At 44.7% G+C, this 16,940-nt stretch carries 18 protein-coding genes; 10 read left to right on the top strand and 8 right to left on the bottom strand.

Annotated features, from left to right (window positions below; all coding sequences use genetic code 11):
- Positions 1-618, bottom strand: a complete 618-nt coding sequence (locus tag BHV73_RS04090; protein ID WP_206422511.1) for a DUF6621 family protein — start codon at positions 616-618, stop codon at positions 1-3.
- Positions 619-807: 189 nt separating this feature from the next.
- Between BHV73_RS04090 and clpB the strand changes: the two genes are divergently transcribed.
- Entirely contained in the window at positions 808-3,402 is a 2,595-nt protein-coding gene (clpB, locus tag BHV73_RS04085) for an ATP-dependent chaperone ClpB (protein ID WP_022219594.1), read from the top strand.
- Positions 3,403-3,486: 84 nt separating this feature from the next.
- Here the strand turns inward: clpB and BHV73_RS04080 are convergent, their stop codons facing one another.
- From BHV73_RS04080 to nusB, 5 genes are read right to left on the bottom strand one after another with little or no spacing between them, the layout of a single operon-like run.
- The gene (locus tag BHV73_RS04080) at positions 3,487-3,924 is read right to left on the bottom strand and encodes a DUF5606 family protein (RefSeq protein WP_009121468.1); all 438 of its coding nucleotides are present in this window, start codon (positions 3,922-3,924) and stop codon (positions 3,487-3,489) included.
- A gap of 27 nt (positions 3,925-3,951) precedes the next feature.
- Entirely contained in the window at positions 3,952-4,566 is a 615-nt protein-coding gene (gene coaE / locus BHV73_RS04075) for a dephospho-CoA kinase (RefSeq protein ID WP_009121467.1), read from the bottom strand.
- Entirely contained in the window at positions 4,563-5,573 is a 1,011-nt protein-coding gene (locus BHV73_RS04070; protein ID WP_087412550.1) for a CdaR family protein, read from the bottom strand. Before BHV73_RS04070 ends, coaE begins: the two co-directional genes overlap by 4 nt.
- Before the next feature lie 14 nt (positions 5,574-5,587).
- Positions 5,588-5,917, bottom strand: a complete 330-nt coding sequence (gene yajC / locus BHV73_RS04065) for a preprotein translocase subunit YajC (protein WP_009121465.1) — start codon at positions 5,915-5,917, stop codon at positions 5,588-5,590.
- A 38-nt stretch (positions 5,918-5,955) separates the two neighbouring features.
- Positions 5,956-6,882, bottom strand: coding sequence for a transcription antitermination factor NusB (gene nusB, locus BHV73_RS04060; protein WP_009121464.1), 927 nt, complete (start codon positions 6,880-6,882; stop codon positions 5,956-5,958).
- A 171-nt stretch (positions 6,883-7,053) separates the two neighbouring features.
- Here nusB and BHV73_RS04055 point away from each other — a divergent pair, with 171 nt between their 5' ends.
- From BHV73_RS04055 to BHV73_RS04035, 5 genes are all read left to right on the top strand, one after another.
- A complete protein-coding gene (locus tag BHV73_RS04055; RefSeq protein ID WP_087412551.1) occupies positions 7,054-7,455 on the top strand; it encodes a PUR family DNA/RNA-binding protein in 402 nt (133 codons plus the stop codon).
- 138 nt (positions 7,456-7,593) lie between these two features.
- Positions 7,594-8,187, top strand: coding sequence for a 50S ribosomal protein L25/general stress protein Ctc (locus tag BHV73_RS04050; RefSeq protein ID WP_009121461.1), 594 nt, complete (start codon positions 7,594-7,596; stop codon positions 8,185-8,187).
- Between the two features lie 139 nt (positions 8,188-8,326).
- Positions 8,327-8,890 (top strand): aminoacyl-tRNA hydrolase, encoded by a 564-nt coding sequence (gene pth, locus BHV73_RS04045; protein ID WP_009121460.1) that lies wholly within the window; start codon positions 8,327-8,329, stop codon positions 8,888-8,890.
- Positions 8,887-9,303 carry an RNA-binding S4 domain-containing protein gene (locus BHV73_RS04040; protein WP_009121459.1) on the top strand — a complete coding sequence of 139 codons (417 nt, stop codon included), beginning with the start codon at positions 8,887-8,889 and terminating at the stop codon, positions 9,301-9,303. The genes pth and BHV73_RS04040 overlap by 4 nt, the downstream gene beginning before the upstream one ends.
- Before the next feature lie 12 nt (positions 9,304-9,315).
- Positions 9,316-10,302: a Gfo/Idh/MocA family protein gene (locus BHV73_RS04035; protein ID WP_009121458.1), complete on the top strand. Its 987-nt coding sequence runs from the start codon at positions 9,316-9,318 to the stop codon at positions 10,300-10,302.
- A 111-nt stretch (positions 10,303-10,413) separates the two neighbouring features.
- Here BHV73_RS04035 and BHV73_RS04030 read toward each other — a convergent pair whose 3' ends face one another.
- Both BHV73_RS04030 and BHV73_RS04025 read right to left on the bottom strand, forming a co-directional pair.
- Positions 10,414-10,839 (bottom strand): HIT family protein, encoded by a 426-nt coding sequence (locus BHV73_RS04030; protein WP_009121457.1) that lies wholly within the window; start codon positions 10,837-10,839, stop codon positions 10,414-10,416.
- 54 nt (positions 10,840-10,893) lie between these two features.
- Positions 10,894-13,161 (bottom strand): monovalent cation:proton antiporter family protein, encoded by a 2,268-nt coding sequence (locus tag BHV73_RS04025; protein WP_087412552.1) that lies wholly within the window; start codon positions 13,159-13,161, stop codon positions 10,894-10,896.
- Between the two features lie 251 nt (positions 13,162-13,412).
- Here BHV73_RS04025 and mce point away from each other — a divergent pair, with 251 nt between their 5' ends.
- The 4 genes from mce to BHV73_RS04005 all read left to right on the top strand — a co-directional run bounded on the left by mce (position 13,413) and on the right by BHV73_RS04005 (position 16,940).
- Positions 13,413-13,829, top strand: a complete 417-nt coding sequence (mce, locus tag BHV73_RS04020) for a methylmalonyl-CoA epimerase (RefSeq protein ID WP_087412553.1) — start codon at positions 13,413-13,415, stop codon at positions 13,827-13,829.
- Positions 13,830-13,949: 120 nt separating this feature from the next.
- Positions 13,950-15,503 (top strand): acyl-CoA carboxylase subunit beta, encoded by a 1,554-nt coding sequence (locus BHV73_RS04015; protein ID WP_022219587.1) that lies wholly within the window; start codon positions 13,950-13,952, stop codon positions 15,501-15,503.
- 47 nt (positions 15,504-15,550) lie between these two features.
- On the top strand, positions 15,551-16,483 hold the full coding sequence (locus BHV73_RS04010) for an OadG family transporter subunit (protein ID WP_009121453.1): 933 nt from the start codon (positions 15,551-15,553) through the stop codon (positions 16,481-16,483).
- A 25-nt stretch (positions 16,484-16,508) separates the two neighbouring features.
- Entirely contained in the window at positions 16,509-16,940 is a 432-nt protein-coding gene (locus tag BHV73_RS04005) for an acetyl-CoA carboxylase biotin carboxyl carrier protein (protein WP_022219586.1), read from the top strand.

The following is a 16,940-nucleotide window of genomic DNA, read 5'->3' as shown; positions in this document are numbered from 1 at the left end:
TTAATTATTCTGCAAATCTTCGCTTCTGATACCCAATACCGACATCAGCGGATATCCCAACATTTCCCAATGACATACCGCCGGAGCCTCAGGCTCTTCCATACGGAAATAAACAATATCTTTTGCATTCTCTTTGCGCCCGGAGCCTTCTGCCGTAAATTCCTTCAATACATCTTCCACCTCTTTGCCATACTCCTCATTAAAAGGAACTGCAACCAGTTTCTTCACCTCGGCAGAATTTAAGACTATCTGCAGCAAATCAAGATATAAGTCTCCGCGGGACACAAAACCCTCTGAAGGCACAGCCATAAAACTGAACTCACCCAAAGAGGCTTTGAAGGCCACTCCGTCCAATTCGCTTTTCAGGTCGGACGGCAGGCAATGCTCCAATTTTCCGGACTGTTCATCATACACCAGCAGTATCTGCACATCGTTATCACTTCCTTTTACTCCGGCATCCATAGCCAGATACATGGTAAAGAGCGCCAAATCCACCGTCTGTAAAGAACGTCCCAACAGAGGTTCAAAATACTTCTTCAAATCATTTATAACAAAGTTCAGGTAGGCAACGTCTATCACCATTACCGTTTCGGAAAGTTTTATTCGGGCATTTTCCATAATCGCATATTTATTGAGGGAGTAAAGGTACAAAAAGTTTCTCAGATAAAAGCCATTTGTCGCAAATCAGCCATTTTGACATTCATTTTCTTCTATTAACTGAAATTTTGTCTCATTTCTGCAGCTGGCAAATCTTTTGCGCCCTTTGAGGTGTTATGAATCTGATAAAAATAGAAAGGAGAACAAGATATGAACTTTAACAATTTTACCATCAAAGCGCAGGAAGCCGTACAAGAGGCCGTAAACCTGACGCAGGCACGGGGGCAACAAGCCATCGAACCCGTACACTTGCTTCAGAGCGTGATGAAGGTAGGTGAAAATGTCACCAACTTCATCTTCCAAAAGTTGGGCATGAACGGGCAACAAATCGCGCTCGTACTGGACAAGCAGGTCGACTCACTGCCGAAAGTATCGGGTGGAGAGCCTTATCTGAGCCGTGAGACTAATGAAGTGTTTCAAAAAGCCACCCAGTATTCCAAAGAAATGGGTGATGAATTCGTTTCGCTGGAACCGATTCTGCTGGCTTTACTGAACGTAAAAAGTACCGCCTCCACTATCCTCAAGGATGCCGGGATGACGGAAAAAGAATTGCGTAATGCAATCAATGAATTGCGGAAAGGTGAAAAGGTTACTTCGCAATCCAGCGAAGATACGTATCAGTCATTAGAGAAGTATGCCATCAATTTGAACGAAGCGGCACGAAGCGGCAAGCTGGATCCTGTAATCGGCCGTGATGAAGAAATCCGCCGGGTATTGCAAATCCTGAGTCGCCGCACCAAGAACAACCCTATATTAATAGGTGAACCGGGTACCGGTAAAACAGCGATTGTAGAGGGGCTTGCACACCGTATTCTAAGAGGTGACGTACCCGAAAACCTGAAAAACAAACAGGTTTATTCACTGGATATGGGCGCACTGGTTGCAGGAGCCAAATATAAGGGTGAATTCGAGGAACGTTTGAAGGCCGTTATCAATGAAGTGAAGAAGTCGGAAGGAGATATTATTCTGTTTATCGATGAAATCCACACACTGGTAGGCGCCGGCAAAGGTGAGGGAGCGATGGATGCCGCCAATATCCTGAAGCCCGCCCTGGCACGTGGCGAACTGAGAAGTATCGGCGCTACCACTCTTGACGAGTATCAAAAGTATTTTGAAAAGGACAAGGCTTTGGAGCGCCGTTTCCAAATCGTCATGGTGAACGAACCGGATACGTTGAGTACAATTTCCATTCTCCGCGGTTTGAAAGAGCGTTATGAAAATCACCACCACGTACGGATTAAAGATGACGCCATCATTGCCGCCGTAGAGCTGAGCAACCGTTACATCACCGACCGTTTCTTGCCGGATAAGGCTATCGACCTAATGGATGAAGCAGCCGCCAAGCTCCGTATGGAAGTAGACTCCGTACCGGAAGAACTGGATGAGATTTCACGTAAAATCAAACAACTGGAGATTGAGCGGGAAGCCATTAAACGTGAAAACGACCAACCCAAACTCGAGCAAATCGGTAAGGAACTTGCCGAACTGAAAGAGCAGGAAAAGTCGTACAAGGCGAAGTGGCAAAGCGAAAAGACGCTGGTCAACAAGATTCAACAGAACAAGGTCGAAATAGAGAATTTGAAGTTTGAGGCCGACAAGGCGGAACGTGAAGGCGATTACGGAAAGGTTGCCGAAATACGTTACGGCAAACTGCAAGCGTTGAATCAGGAAATTGAAGAAACGCAGCAGAAACTGCACGAGATGCAGGGTGACAAGGCAATGATTAAAGAAGAAGTCGATGCCGAGGACATCGCCGATGTGGTTTCCCGCTGGACGGGCATACCGGTAAGCAAGATGCTGCAAAGTGAAAAGGACAAGCTGCTGCATCTGGAAGACGAACTGCATCAGCGCGTAATAGGTCAGGATGAAGCCATTGAGGCGGTAGCCGATGCCGTGCGTCGCAGCCGTGCAGGATTACAGGATCCGAAACGCCCTATCGGCTCGTTCCTCTTTCTCGGTACGACCGGCGTAGGTAAGACGGAACTTGCCAAGGCACTCGCCGAGTTCCTGTTTGACGATGAAACGATGATGACGCGTATCGACATGAGTGAATATCAGGAGAAGCACAGTGTTTCCCGTCTGGTAGGAGCGCCTCCGGGATATGTAGGATACGATGAAGGCGGTCAGCTGACGGAAGCCGTACGCCGTAAGCCCTACTCCGTCGTACTGTTCGATGAAATCGAGAAAGCGCACCCGGATGTATTCAATATCCTGTTGCAGGTACTGGACGACGGGCGTTTGACGGATAATAAGGGACGTACCGTAAACTTCAAAAATACCATTATCATCATGACCTCCAATATGGGTAGCGGATACATTCAAAGCCAGATGGAAAAACTGAACGGCTCCAACAAGGAAGAAATTGTAGAAGAAACCAAGAAGGAAGTGATGAATATGCTGAAAAAGACGATTCGTCCGGAGTTCCTGAACCGTATCGACGAGACAATCATGTTCTTGCCGTTGACAGAAAAGGAAATCAAACAGATTGTTGTACTCCAAATCAAGAGCGTACAAAAAATGTTGTCCGCAAACGGTGTGGAACTGGTATTGACCGATGCCGCCATAGACTTCCTTGCCAATGCGGGATACGATCCTGAATTCGGCGCCCGTCCGGTGAAACGTGCTATCCAGCATTATTTACTGAACGACTTGTCCAAGAAGCTGTTGTCGCAAGAGGTTGACCGCAGCAAACCGATTACGGTGGATGCCGATAGAACGAAAGACGGATTGGTGTTCAGAAACTGACAGCCAATCGGACTTAAAAAGAAAGGTGTATGAGAAGCGGCCTCTCATACACCTTTCTTTTTTAAACCTCAAAATGGAGTATAATTATTCTGCGGTTGCCTCTTTAGTCTCTTCGGCAGCAGCTTCAGATGCTTCTTCAAAGTCGGTCATGCCACTTGCCACCAGCAGGTTATACCAGGAAATCAGTTTTTTAATATCCGATACATATACGCGGTCGCGGTCAAAGTTAGGCAACACTTCCGCCAAATAAGCCTGAAGTTCTTTCACGGAAGCCTTTTTCACATCCAACGCCACAGCGGCGCCGTTCTCTTTTTTCTTCATTGAAAGAAGTACGTCTTTCAAAGGCACTTCCTCTGCATCCGTATACATGGCAATATCGCCTAAAGAGATAATCTTTTCATTGCCGTAAGCCGGAAAACGTTTCTTATCAACCAACGACTCGACAATCAACATATTCTTTCCCTGAGAAATGAGCTTATACAATCCCGGCTTACCGGAAATAGACAAAATAGTCTTCAACATAGTATATTCTGTTTTTGTAATTAGTAGTTATTTTTTCGGTGGGCAAAGATAGGTATTATTTTGAGACAGGAAAGTGATTAAAGCTAAAACCTGCGGAATTAACGGTGTTTCACCATCATTCACTATCACAAAATCCGCTCGCATACGTTTTTCTTCATCGCTCATCTGGCTACGAATGCGCCTTTCTATCAGTTCACGCGAGGAAGCATCCCGTTTCATGGCACGTTGTACCCGCACTTCTTCGGGGGCATACACCATAACGACCGCATCTACCTCACCTGCAAACCCCGCTTCTATCAAAATAGCGGACTCGATACCCGCCATCGAACAACCCGCATGCTGCCGGACCCACTGTCTGAAATCCTCTTTTACACGCGGATGAACAATGCCGTTAACTTGCCGGGCATGTTCGGGGCTACCGAAAAGGTAAGAAGCAAGCAAAGTTTTATTCAATATTCCACCGACATATACCTCCTCACCCAACAGAGCGATCAACTCGCCGCGGATACGATTATCCGCCACCATAAGTTGTTTGGTTTCCATATCGGAGATATAGACAGGTATCCCCATCACTTCCAGCAATCGGGATACAACACTTTTACCGCTGCCAATACCACCGGTTATACCTATCCTGACGGTCATAATGAAGGGGAAATTTGCTCTATGAGAAAATCGACCTGTTCCGGATTAAAGCGCACCTGATTCACTCCTTCCGGAACATTCTTCAACTTTACAGTATATTTGTCCGAGCCCAAACGCAGCAGCTCCTCATAGGAGACATTGATATGAAAATCATCTGCGGTTATTTGACGAAAGCGACTGAGGCCTACCTGAAAAGTCACTTGAACCTTAGACGGGAAAGCGCGCAACACTTTATCCGCAGGGAAATTTACACCATGCAGCGGCACTTCCACCGTTTTTTCCGTATAAATATCCACAGGAAGCATCATTTCAATAGAAGCGGGTACAAACTTCACTCCCCGCAAGGTAAGCAAAGACACCTGCCGCCGTAATGTATCGGAGATATTCTCCAGCTTAACCTGTTGCGTATAGGCAGCGGTTATCGTATCCAATACTCCTTCCGGCGCATATGCCAAAACCGAATCCGGTTTAAACACCGTATCCGATAAATAATACTGGCGACCGGCGCTGACCGTTCCCGATAATTTGACAGGTACCAACTTTGACATCCCCGTTGCATAAATATACTCCAATGTATCCGGCTTCATGGAAAGCAGACGCGTAGAAACATTCAACTGACTTAGTATCTTCTTTTCAAATTGAGAGGCATAAACGCGTACATGATTATCCGTACCTTTATAATCGGAGAAATCGAGCGTAACCGGATAGAAACTCTTTCCCAACATGTAATTGAGCAGAACGGTTCCCTTATCTTTCACTTTAATACGAAGTTCGGAAGCCGGTTCCGAAGTAATCATCGTATTATTGGGTACGCCACGCAGACGCACCGGAATGGAAAACTCCGCTTCGTAATCATTGTTCAATGTCTGCAACAACCAAAAACCACCGGCTATAAAGAAGAAAAATAAAAAAACAAAGAACTCTCTGCTCTTATCACTGAGCAGAAAGTCCTTTGTTTTTCCGGTTATATTTAAATAAATACGTTTTATGTTCCTACGCTCAAACATAGGCTCACATCTATTTATTTAGAAGCCTGACTGCTGTTTGCATCAGCAGCTGCGGCAAAAATAGAATTCTTGTCAATATGGATTTTAACGTTAGAAGCAATCTCAAGTACTACGTCATTATCGTTAATTTCCTTGATGATACCGTGAATACCGCCGGCAGTAATAACCTTTTGGTTCACTTGCAGTGATTTACGAAAGTTCGCGATTTCTTTTTGCTTTTTATTTTGCGGGCGAATCATAAAGAAATACATGATAACAAACATAGCTATCAGTAAAATCCACATCATGCTTCCGTCCGGGCCTGCAGCAGGAGCTTGCAGGAAGAATACAGTCATTAAATTCATAAATATTCCGTTTTAGTTTTTATTATTCAACAAAGGTATCAGTTTTTCGATAACTTCCCTTCTTTTTTCAATTCCTTAACTATTCCGTCTAAGGTTCCATTGACAAAACTACCGCTCTTAGTAGTGCTGTATACTTTGGCAATGTCTACATACTCATTTAACGAAACACTAACGGGAATGTTCGGGAAACTCAATATTTCCGCCAATGCGCACTGCATGATAACCACGTCCATGAAAGCTACGCGATCCAAATCCCAGTTGCGCGTATTTTCACTGATAAGATGGCGGTAATAATCGCAATTCAAAATAGTGCGACGGAACAGGCGACGGGCGAACTCCTGGTCTTCATCATCCTTAAATTCGGGAAGCAAAGCCTGATTCGCACCATTCTTCTCATCAAAACGTTTGATTGTTTTCAGAACGAATGTATCAACAATTTCTTTATCATCATTCCAGTAAAGACTTTGATCTTCGAGCAAAACATCGAGTTCCTCATTATTGAAAATAAAGGTCTTATAAAGCTTTCTCCACAATTCGCGATCGTCCTCGTACGTATTTTCAGAAGAAGCCATATATTCCTTATATATATCGGAAGCTACAATCTTTTCGAATAATCCTTTGACAAAATCTTCATCATTCGCCCAAGTACGTTTCTGATTGGAGATAAAATCCATCAACTGGTTGTTTACTTCCAACTGGGAAATGAATTTGTTTTCTACGAACTTCATGTTCGGATACAACTCGTCGGCCGTGGGAGCCAATTTTGCTTTTGCCGCATCAATGCGCTTTTGTGCGTAGTTCGTCAGGGCTATCATCAACATAAGCAGGTAGTTGTAGAGGTCATAGGCTTTGGAAAGGCTAAAGAACAACTCTTTTTCCGCGGCATCTAAATTTTTGCTGCCATTCTGATAATAAGCATATACAATTTGTATAATCTTAAGACGAATAAGAACTCTGTTTATCATAACTAAAGTAAATACTGGTGTTTTAACGAGGGGCAAAAGTAGATATTTTTAATGAGTTTACATAAATAAATCACATTTTTTAATGCAGATAATCATTATCCGGGCTTTTTCTTTTGACAGTTTAAAAAAAATCGTCAATTTTGAACCCGATTACAACAAGATAGCTAAAATATGGAAGACTTTAAAAAGAAAAGTGGGCTGGACGTGAACGATAAAGAGATAGTATTCTCCCAATCCATTAAAGCAGGTAAGCGCATCTACTATTTAGACGTTAAGAAAAACAGAAAGGATGAAATGTTCCTTGCCATCACCGAAAGCAAAAAAGTGGTAATGGGTGAAGGCGATGATTCTCAAGTAAGTTTTGAGAAACATAAAATCTTTTTGTACAAAGAAGATTTCGAGAAATTCATGAACGGCCTGCAACAAGCTATTGGCTTTATCCAGGAGCAGCAAGGGTGTTATGCGCGTCACAACGACAATGAAGAGTTGCCGGCCAATGAACAGCCGGCTGCAGAACAGGAGGAAAAAGAGTCCCAGCTTGACGGAGAAATTAAAATAGATATTGATTTTTAAGGGGCAACCTTTTGATAATTCAAAAAGAAGCTGTACTTTTGCACCGCTTTTTGCAACATCGTGTGGTGAACCACATCGTGTGATGGTGAATTAAGCAATAATCTACTTAATTTAGAGTAACACAAAAATTTTAAGAAAATGAGATCTATTGAAGTAAAAGGAACTGCAAGAACTATTGCAGAACGTTCTTCGGAACAAGCAAGAGCTTTGAAAGCTATTCGTAAAGACAACGGCGTACCTTGCGTACTCTACGGAGCGGGCGAAAACGTTCATTTCACCGTACCGGCAGAAGGTCTGCGTAACTTGGTTTACACTCCGCACATCTACGTGGTTGACCTAATCATCGATGGCAAGAAAGTAAACGCTATCTTGAAAGATATCCAATTCCACCCGGTAAAAGATACTATTCTGCACGTTGACTTCTATCAGATTGACGAAGCTAAACCTATCGTTATGGAAGTTCCCGTACAAATGGAAGGTCTGGCAGAAGGTGTGAAAGCCGGTGGTAAGCTGACTCTGCAAATGCGTAAACTGAAAGTAAAAGCCTTGTACAACGCTATCCCTGAAAAACTGATTATCAACGTATCTCACCTGGGATTGGGTAAGACAGTGAAAGTAGGCGAGCTGAGCTACGAAGGTCTGGAACTGTTGAATGCTAAAGAAGCCGTTGTATGTGCTGTTAAGCTGACTCGTGCTGCAAGAGGTGCTGCGGCAGCTGCTGCCAACAACTAATCAGCGCTTTCTTAGCAAGAAAACAAGATATTCCGGAACGCGGATTAACGCAGACGACGCAGATTTCATATCCGCGGACAGCTGCGATAATCCGCGTTCCTCTTTTATCTAAATTATCATCAAAGTAAGAATAGAAAGAATGAAATATCTAATTGTCGGATTAGGTAATATCGGCCCCGAATACCACGAAACCCGCCATAACATAGGTTTCATGGCAGTAGATGCTTTAGCCAAAACAGCCGGAGCGACCTTTAACGACGGACGTTACGGTTTCACGGCTACAATATCCGTCAAAGGACGGCAACTGGTATTACTGAAACCGTCCACCTTTATGAACCTGAGCGGAAACGCCGTACGTTACTGGATGCAAAAAGAAAACATTCCATTGGAAAACGTATTAATAGTGGTAGACGATTTGGCGTTGCCTTTTGGAACTCTACGGCTGAAAGGAAAGGGAAGCGATGCGGGACATAATGGTCTGAAGCATATCGCAGCAACACTGGGAACTCAAAACTACGCCCGCCTGCGCTTTGGCATCGGTAACGATTTTCCCCGTGGCGGACAGATAGACTTCGTATTGGGACATTTCACGGACGAGGATTGGAAAACAATGGACGAACGCCTGAAAACAGCCGGCGAAATCATCAAAAGTTTCTGCCTTGCCGGCATCGACATTACAATGAATCAGTTTAATAAAAAATGAGCGAAGCAAGAATAGACAAATGGATGTGGGCCGTACGCATATTCAAAACACGTACCATTGCGGCCGAAGCCTGCAAGAAAGGGCGTATCAGCATTAACGGCGCGCTTGCAAAGGCAGCCCGTATGGTGAAGCCGGGAGATGTAATACAAGTACGCAAGCCGCCGGTTACCTATTCCTTTAAAGTATTACAATCCATTGAAAAGCGTGTAGGCGCCAAGCTCGTTCCCGAAATGATGGAAAACGTAACCACTCCCGACCAATACGAATTATTGGAAATGAGTAAGGTCAGCGGCTTTATCAACCGCGCCAAAGGAACAGGACGCCCCACCAAAAAGGATCGCCGCGAACTGGAAGATTTTACCGCGCCGGAATTTATGGATGACTTTGATTTTGATTTCGACTTTGAAGAATAATATTATAAGTGTATGAGCGAGAAAATAATAAAATGGGGATTTATTGGCTGTGGAGAAGTAACCAAATACAAAAGCGGACCTGCCTTTCAGAAGATTGAGCACTCCGAAGTAGTGGCCGTAATGAGCCGGGATATTTCCAAAGCCAAAACTTACGCCAAAGAGAGAGGTATTGCCAAATGGTACAACGACGCGCAGGAGTTGATTAATGACGAGGAGGTAAATGCCGTATACATCGCTACCCCACCCTCTTCTCACGCTACGTATGCCATCATGTCCATGAAGGCCGGCAAGCCCGTATACATAGAAAAGCCTATGGCAGTGACCTATGAAGAGTGTTGCCGCATCAACCGCATCTCCAAGGAAACCGGCATACCCTGTTTTGTAGCTTATTACCGCCGTTATCTCCCTTACTTCCTGAAAGTGAAGTCATTGGTGGAAGAAGGCGCAATAGGAAATATCATCAACATACAAATCCGCTTTGCACAGCCGCCCCGCGACTTGGACTATAATAAGGAGAATCTGCCGTGGCGCGTACAACCGGATATTGCCGGCGGCGGTTATTTTTATGATTTAGCTCCGCACCAGATAGATATACTGCAAGATATGTTCGGCTACATCCTTGAAGCCAACGGATACAAAAGTAATCGCGGCGGACTATATCCCGCCGAAGACACCCTCAGCGCTTGTTTCCAATTTGACAGCGGACTGGTGGGTAGCGGCTCGTGGTGCTTCGTTGCCCACGAATCGGCACGAGAAGACCGTATCGAGATTATCGGAGACAAAGGAATGATATGTTTCTCCGTATTTACCTATGATCCCATAGCTTTACATACCGAGAGAGGAAGAGAAGAAATCCCGGTTGAGAACCCTGTTTACGTACAGCAACCACTTATTCAAGCTGTTGTAGACCATCTGCTTGGCAAATCAATCTGTAGTTGCGATGGCGAAAGCGCAACACTGACAAACTGGGTAATGGACAAGATTTTAAATAAAATATGAAGTATAAAATAAAGTATAAGGTATAAACGGCTGCGCCGTGATATTACATACCCATTCGTAATTCATAAATCAGATTCATCGCAAGTTTATACCTTATACTTCATTATTTTTTTAAAGTTTACTTCTCACCGCCTCAATCAACTCCTGATATTCGGCATCCGTCAGATACACTTTTCCCGGATTCATTTGGAAAGTACCTCCATAATCGGGACCGTCTACATATTTCGGTGCCAAATGGAAGTGGAGATGAGACAATTTGTCCGAGTATGCGCCGTAATTAATCTTCTCCGGATTAAACGCTTTCTGCATGGCACGAGTTACACGGGCTACATCAGCCATAAAAGCATTACGTTCCTCATCGCTCAACTCATTCAAATCGTTAACATGGTCTTTATAGGCCACGAGGCAACGCCCACGATAAGTTTGTTCCTTAAAGAGGAAAACACGTGATACACTAAGCTGCGCAATCTCAATCATCAGATTATGCAACGTTTCATTATTCTGGCAATACAGACATTCTTTCGGATCGCTTTTCATGATATACTTTTTTTAGTTTATATTTACAGGACAAAGATAATCGTTCTCTTAATATTACAGGTCTACATTTTCATCATTTTCGCCGACTAATTTATACACATCAACATTTTCGCCGACAATCCACACTACATCCCCTGCTACAAAAGGCTCGTGCACGTCGGGAGCGTGCAAAGTCTCCTCTCCCCGCTCCACACCTACAATCAGACAGTGGTACTTTTCACGTATGCCCGCGTCTTTCAATGTTTTACCCAGAAAAGGAGAATTAGCGTCGATGCGCAACTGACGTAATATCATCTCGCTTTTTTCCACAACGTCCGTAGCTACCGTTGAAAGTCTATCCATCTCTTCGCCAAATACATTCAACTCCTCATCGGTAGCGATAACCTGTATCTTATCCAGAGGAAAAAGACGTACCGAAGCTCCGGGAATATTTATCCGCTTACGTCCGCGAAGAATAGAAACCACATGCACTCCATAGCGTTTACCAAAGTTCAACTCCGCCAACGTCTTACCCGCCCATGCCGATTCGCCGGGTATTTCATAATCCGTCAGATGTAAATCACGGGAAAGCAAACGGCCTGCATATTCCGGTTTCTTCTCACCCAAATATTCCGCCCGCATATCCCGCAAGCGCAGATTCTGGAAGAAAGTACGCTCAATCATGATAGACTGCCGCTTCAACTGCCGGGAAAGTATCATCACTGTAACCAGCAGCACCGCAACGCCAAAAACAAGGCCGACCGATAACTTAAACAGTCCGGCAATGACAAACATCACGAAAGAAACCGCCAACAGGATTCGCAGCACAATAGTAGCCACCAACGGAGCACGGTTTCCCCGACTGTCGCGCCACAAAGTAACAAATTCCACCGAATGGTTTTTCTTAATCATAATGGCCCGCAGAAAAGGAGCGATAAACAGAATAATAACCAGAGCGGACAGCAAAGGTCCCCAAACGCCCGGCAAGCTTTCCTTGAAAAACGGTACAAGAAAACGGAATGCAATAGCTATCACCGCCACGCTTACAATGGAATAAACCACCGTAATACGCAACAAAGCGAGTATCAGTTTCTTCCATAAGCTTTCATGGTTCACCGTTTGCGAACCGGAAGCGTAATGCAACAAAAACTTCTGCCACCTTTCCGGCAGATGCGTATCGACAAAATTGGAAGCCGGCTCGGCAAAACGAATCATATAAGGAGTAAGAAAAGTAGTGATAACCGATACGGCTACTACGATAGGATACAGAAAATGGCTTGTCACGTGCAAAGACACTCCCAAAGAGGCGATGATAAAGGCGAACTCGCCAATCTGCGTCAAACTAAAGCCGCATTGCATAGCCGTCTTCAGCGGCTGCCCGGCAAGCAATACTCCCAACGTTCCGAACAAGGACTGTCCGGCAATAACCGCCAACGTAATGACAACAATAGGTCCGGCATACTCCACTATCATCAAAGGGTCTACCATCATACCTACGGATACGAAAAATATGGCGCCGAACAAATCCTTCACCGGTTTAACCAGACGCTCGATACTCTCCGCTTCTACCGTTTCAGCCAGAATAGACCCCATAATAAAAGCGCCGAATGCCGCTGAAAATCCCGTATGGGCAGCCAGCACAACCATACCGAAACAAAGGCCGAGCGATACAATCAACAACGTTTCCTCACTCATCAGTTTGCGGCATTTTTTCAGCAGGACAGGAATCAAGTAAATACCGACCACAAACCACAATATAAGGAAGAACAGCAGCTTCGCTATGCTGCCCAGCATTTCCGTACCCTCAAAATTATGGCTGACTGCCATGGTGGACAGCATAACCATCAGAACAATAGCCAGAATATCTTCCAGAATCAGAACACTGAGCACCAACCCCGTAAACTGTTTCTTGCGCATGCCCAAATCATCAAAAGCCTTATATATAATAGTAGTAGACGACATGGCGATCATACCGCCCAGAAAGATGCAGTCCATCCGCTTCCATCCGAACGCCGTGCCTACCGCTACACCCAATAATATCATACAAAATATAATCGTGCAAGCAGCAATAATGGCGGCACCGCCCACCTTCACTATTTTCTTAAAGCTAAACTCCAGCCCCAAAGCAAACAGTAGGAAAATAACGCCGATATCCGCCCAAGTCTGTATATTCGCCGTATCCATTACCGAAGGCGTATAGGCCATGTGGGGACTGGCTAAAAAGCCCGCCACAACATATCCTAAAACCAACGGTTGTTTCAACTTCTTAAATAGCAGCGTCATTACTCCGGCGCAAATCAGTATCAATGCCAAATCGGCAATCAAGGGAGCTAAATGTGACATAATATTTGTCCGATTGTATTTCTACTGACAAAGATATAACAAAAAAAGCTTTTGAATCTCTTTTTCACAAAAAACCGAACGCTATAAATTGATAAAATAACAGTTGGCAACCTCAATTATAAAATCAATTTAAGAAGAAATACCTTTATAATTAATTGGCGAAAAATTTCTTTATTCAAGTAGAAATATCTTTCTTTGTACTGCTTATTGTAAAAATTAGGAATTGAATACCAACATTAATAAAAACTGTTATGAAGATTTCACACATTGAACATTTGGGTATTGCCGTAAAAAGCATTGAAGAAGCCCTTCCGTACTACGAAAATGTATTAGGTTTAAAATGCTACAACATTGAAACCGTAGAGGACCAAAAGGTAAGAACCGCCTTCTTGAAAGTAGGTGACGTGAAAATTGAGTTACTGGAACCGACTTCCCCCGAAAGTACTATTGCCAAATTCATCGAAAAGAATAACGGTAACGGAGGTATGCACCATTTAGCATTTGCTGTGGAAGACGGAGTAGCCGATGCGCTCGCCGAAGTTGAAGAAAAGGGCATCCGCCTTATCGACAAAGCTCCCCGCAAAGGTGCGGAAGGTTTGAACATCGCATTCCTGCACCCGAAATCCACCCTCGGCGTATTGACGGAACTCTGCGAAAAAGGAGAATAAACAATTATGAATTATAAATTAGAATTATGAATTGTAGTCATGTAACGTCTCAATTCATAATTTATAATTCACAATTCATACAACATAATTCATAATTCACCATTCATAATTTATAAATATATGAGTAATCAACTTGAGAAAATTAAAGAGCTTATTGACCGCCGTGCAGCTGCGCGCCTTGGTGGTGGTGAAAAAGCAATTGCAAAGCAACATGAGAAAGGTAAATATACAGCTCGCGAGCGTATAGCTATGTTACTCGATGAAGGAAGTTTCGAAGAAATGGATATGTTCGTTGAGCACAGATGCACAAACTTCGGTATGGAAAAGAAACACTATCCCGGTGACGGTGTGGTTACCGGTTGCGGTACCATCGAAGGCCGTTTGGTGTACATCTTTGCGCAAGATTTCACTGTTTCCGCCGGTTCCTTGTCGGAAACCATGTCTTTGAAGATTTGCAAAATCATGGATCAGGCAATGAAGATGGGCGCTCCTTGTATCGGTATCAACGACTCAGGCGGTGCCCGTATTCAGGAAGGTATCAACGCTTTGGCGGGTTATGCCGAGATTTTCCAACGCAATATTCTTGCTTCCGGCGTTATTCCTCAGATTTCCGGTATCTTCGGTCCTTGCGCCGGCGGTGCCGTTTACTCTCCCGCCCTTACCGACTTTACGCTGATGATGGAAGGCACTTCCTATATGTTCCTCACCGGTCCGAAAGTTGTAAAGACCGTAACAGGTGAAGATGTCAGCCAGGAAAACCTGGGTGGCGCAAGCGTACACTCCACCAAATCGGGTGTAACTCATTTCACCGCGCAGACCGAAGAGGAAGGTTTGGCTTTAATCCGCAAGCTCTTGGGTTATATTCCTCAGAACAACCTCGAAGAAGCTCCCTACATAGACTGTACAGACCCTATCGACCGTCTGGAAGATTCTTTGAACGACATTATTCCCGACAATCCGAACAAGCCTTACGATATGTATGAAGTTATCGGCGCTATCGTCGATAACGGCGAGTTCCTCGAAATCCAGAAAGATTACTCCAAGAATATCATTATCGGTTTTGCCCGTTTCAACGGACAATCAGTCGGTATCGTAGCCAACCAGCCGAAATATCTGGCGGGCGTACTCGACAGTAATGCATCCCGCAAGGGCGCGCGTTTCGTTCGTTTCTGCGACGCTTTCAATATTCCTATCGTATCTTTGGTAGACGTACCGGGCTTCCTTCCCGGAACAGGTCAGGAGTACAACGGCGTTATCCTGCACGGTGCCAAGTTGCTGTATGCCTACGGTGAAGCCACCGTACCTAAGGTTACTATCACGCTGCGTAAGTCTTACGGCGGTTCGCACATCGTGATGAGCTGTAAGCAACTCCGCGGTGACATGAACTACGCATGGCCTACCGCCGAAATCGCCGTAATGGGTGGTGCAGGCGCCGTAGAAGTCCTATATGCACGTGAAGCCAAAGAGCAAGAAAACCCAGCCCAATTCCTGGCAGAGAAAGAAGCGGAATACACCAAGTTATTTGCCAATCCTTACAATGCAGCCAAGTATGGCTATATCGACGATGTTATCGAACCGCGTAATACGCGTTTCCGCATTATCCGCGCCCTGCAGCAACTGCAAACCAAGAAGTTGAGCAACCCGGCCAAGAAGCATGGTAATATTCCTCTTTAAAGATTGAGAATTGAAAGTTGAGAATTGAAAAATAAAAACTCAAATTTATGAATAAAACAAAAATCGGAATATTCCTTTCATTGATGCTGGTGCTGGGTTTCTGTTCTTCTTGCGGTGAGAAGAAGGCAAACTCCAAACTGTTGCTGAATGAAGTGCTTATCAACAACGAAAGCAACTTCCAGGATGACTACGGTGTACACAGCGCATGGATTGAAATATTCAATAAATCATACGGCAGCGCCGACCTTGCAGGTTGCTATCTGAAGTTTAGCAGCCAGCCGGGCGATACCGCCACTTATTTTATCCCGAAAGGTGATGTCCTGACTTTGGTAAAACCCCGTCAGCACGCATTATTCTGGGCGGATGGAGAACCTAATCGCGGTACATTCCACACCAACTTTAAACTGGACAGCCTGAATGCCAACTGGATCGGTCTGTACGATTCCGGCAAGAAACTGTTGGATCAGATTGTAGTTCCTGCCGGTGTATTAAAGGCCAACCAGTCCTATGCGCGCGTCAGCGACGCTACTCCGGAATGGGAGGTCAAAGGAGAAACTTCCGATAAGTACGTTACTCCGAGCACCAACAACCAAACCATCGACAGCAATGCCAAGATGGAGAAGTTCGAGCAGCACGACAGCGTAGGTATAGGTATGTCTATTTCCGCCATGAGTGTAGTATTCTTTGGTTTGATTCTGCTTTATATTTCTTTCAAGATTGTAGGCAAGATTTCCGTCAACCTCAGCAAGCGCAACGCAATGCGCGCCAAGGGTATTACCGACAAGAAAGAAGCTAAAGAAAAACTATTGGGAGAAGCCCCCGGTGAAGTATTCGCCGCCATTTCCCTGGCTTTGCACGAAATGCAGAGCGATGTACACGATGTGGAAGACACCGTGCTCACCATTACCCGTGTAAAACGCAGCTATTCACCATGGAGCTCCAAGATTTATACACTGCGTGAAACTCCTCAGAGAAAGTAAAGTCACCTTTAATAAAGATAAAACGATGAAAGAATATAAATACAAAATCAACGGTAACGTATATAAGGTTACCATTGGAGATATTGAAGATAATATCGCCCACGTAGAAGTGAACGGTACTCCCTATAAGGTTGAAATGGAGAAAACTCCGAAAGCAGCTGTCAAACCGGTAGTGCGTCCTGTAAGTACGGCTCCGGCCGCTCCGGCCACTCCGGTCGTTAAGCCGGCCGCCGCATCAACCGGCAAGTCAGGCGTGAAGTCTCCGCTGCCCGGCGTTATCCTTGACATCAAGGTCAATGTGGGCGATACAGTGAAGAAAGGCCAGGTTATCATCATCCTGGAAGCCATGAAAATGGAGAACAACATCAATGCCGACAAAGACGGTAAGATTACCGCTATTAATGTTAGTAAAGGAGAATCCGTACTCGAAGGTACTGACCTTGTAATTATTGAATAA

Origin of the sequence: Bacteroides sp. 44_46 (assembly GCF_001915465.1) — a bacterium.
GTDB lineage: Bacteria > Bacteroidota > Bacteroidia > Bacteroidales > Bacteroidaceae > Bacteroides > Bacteroides clarus.
The sequence above is the reverse complement of the archived record's forward strand: the minus strand, read 5'-3'. Positions and strand labels throughout refer to the sequence as shown.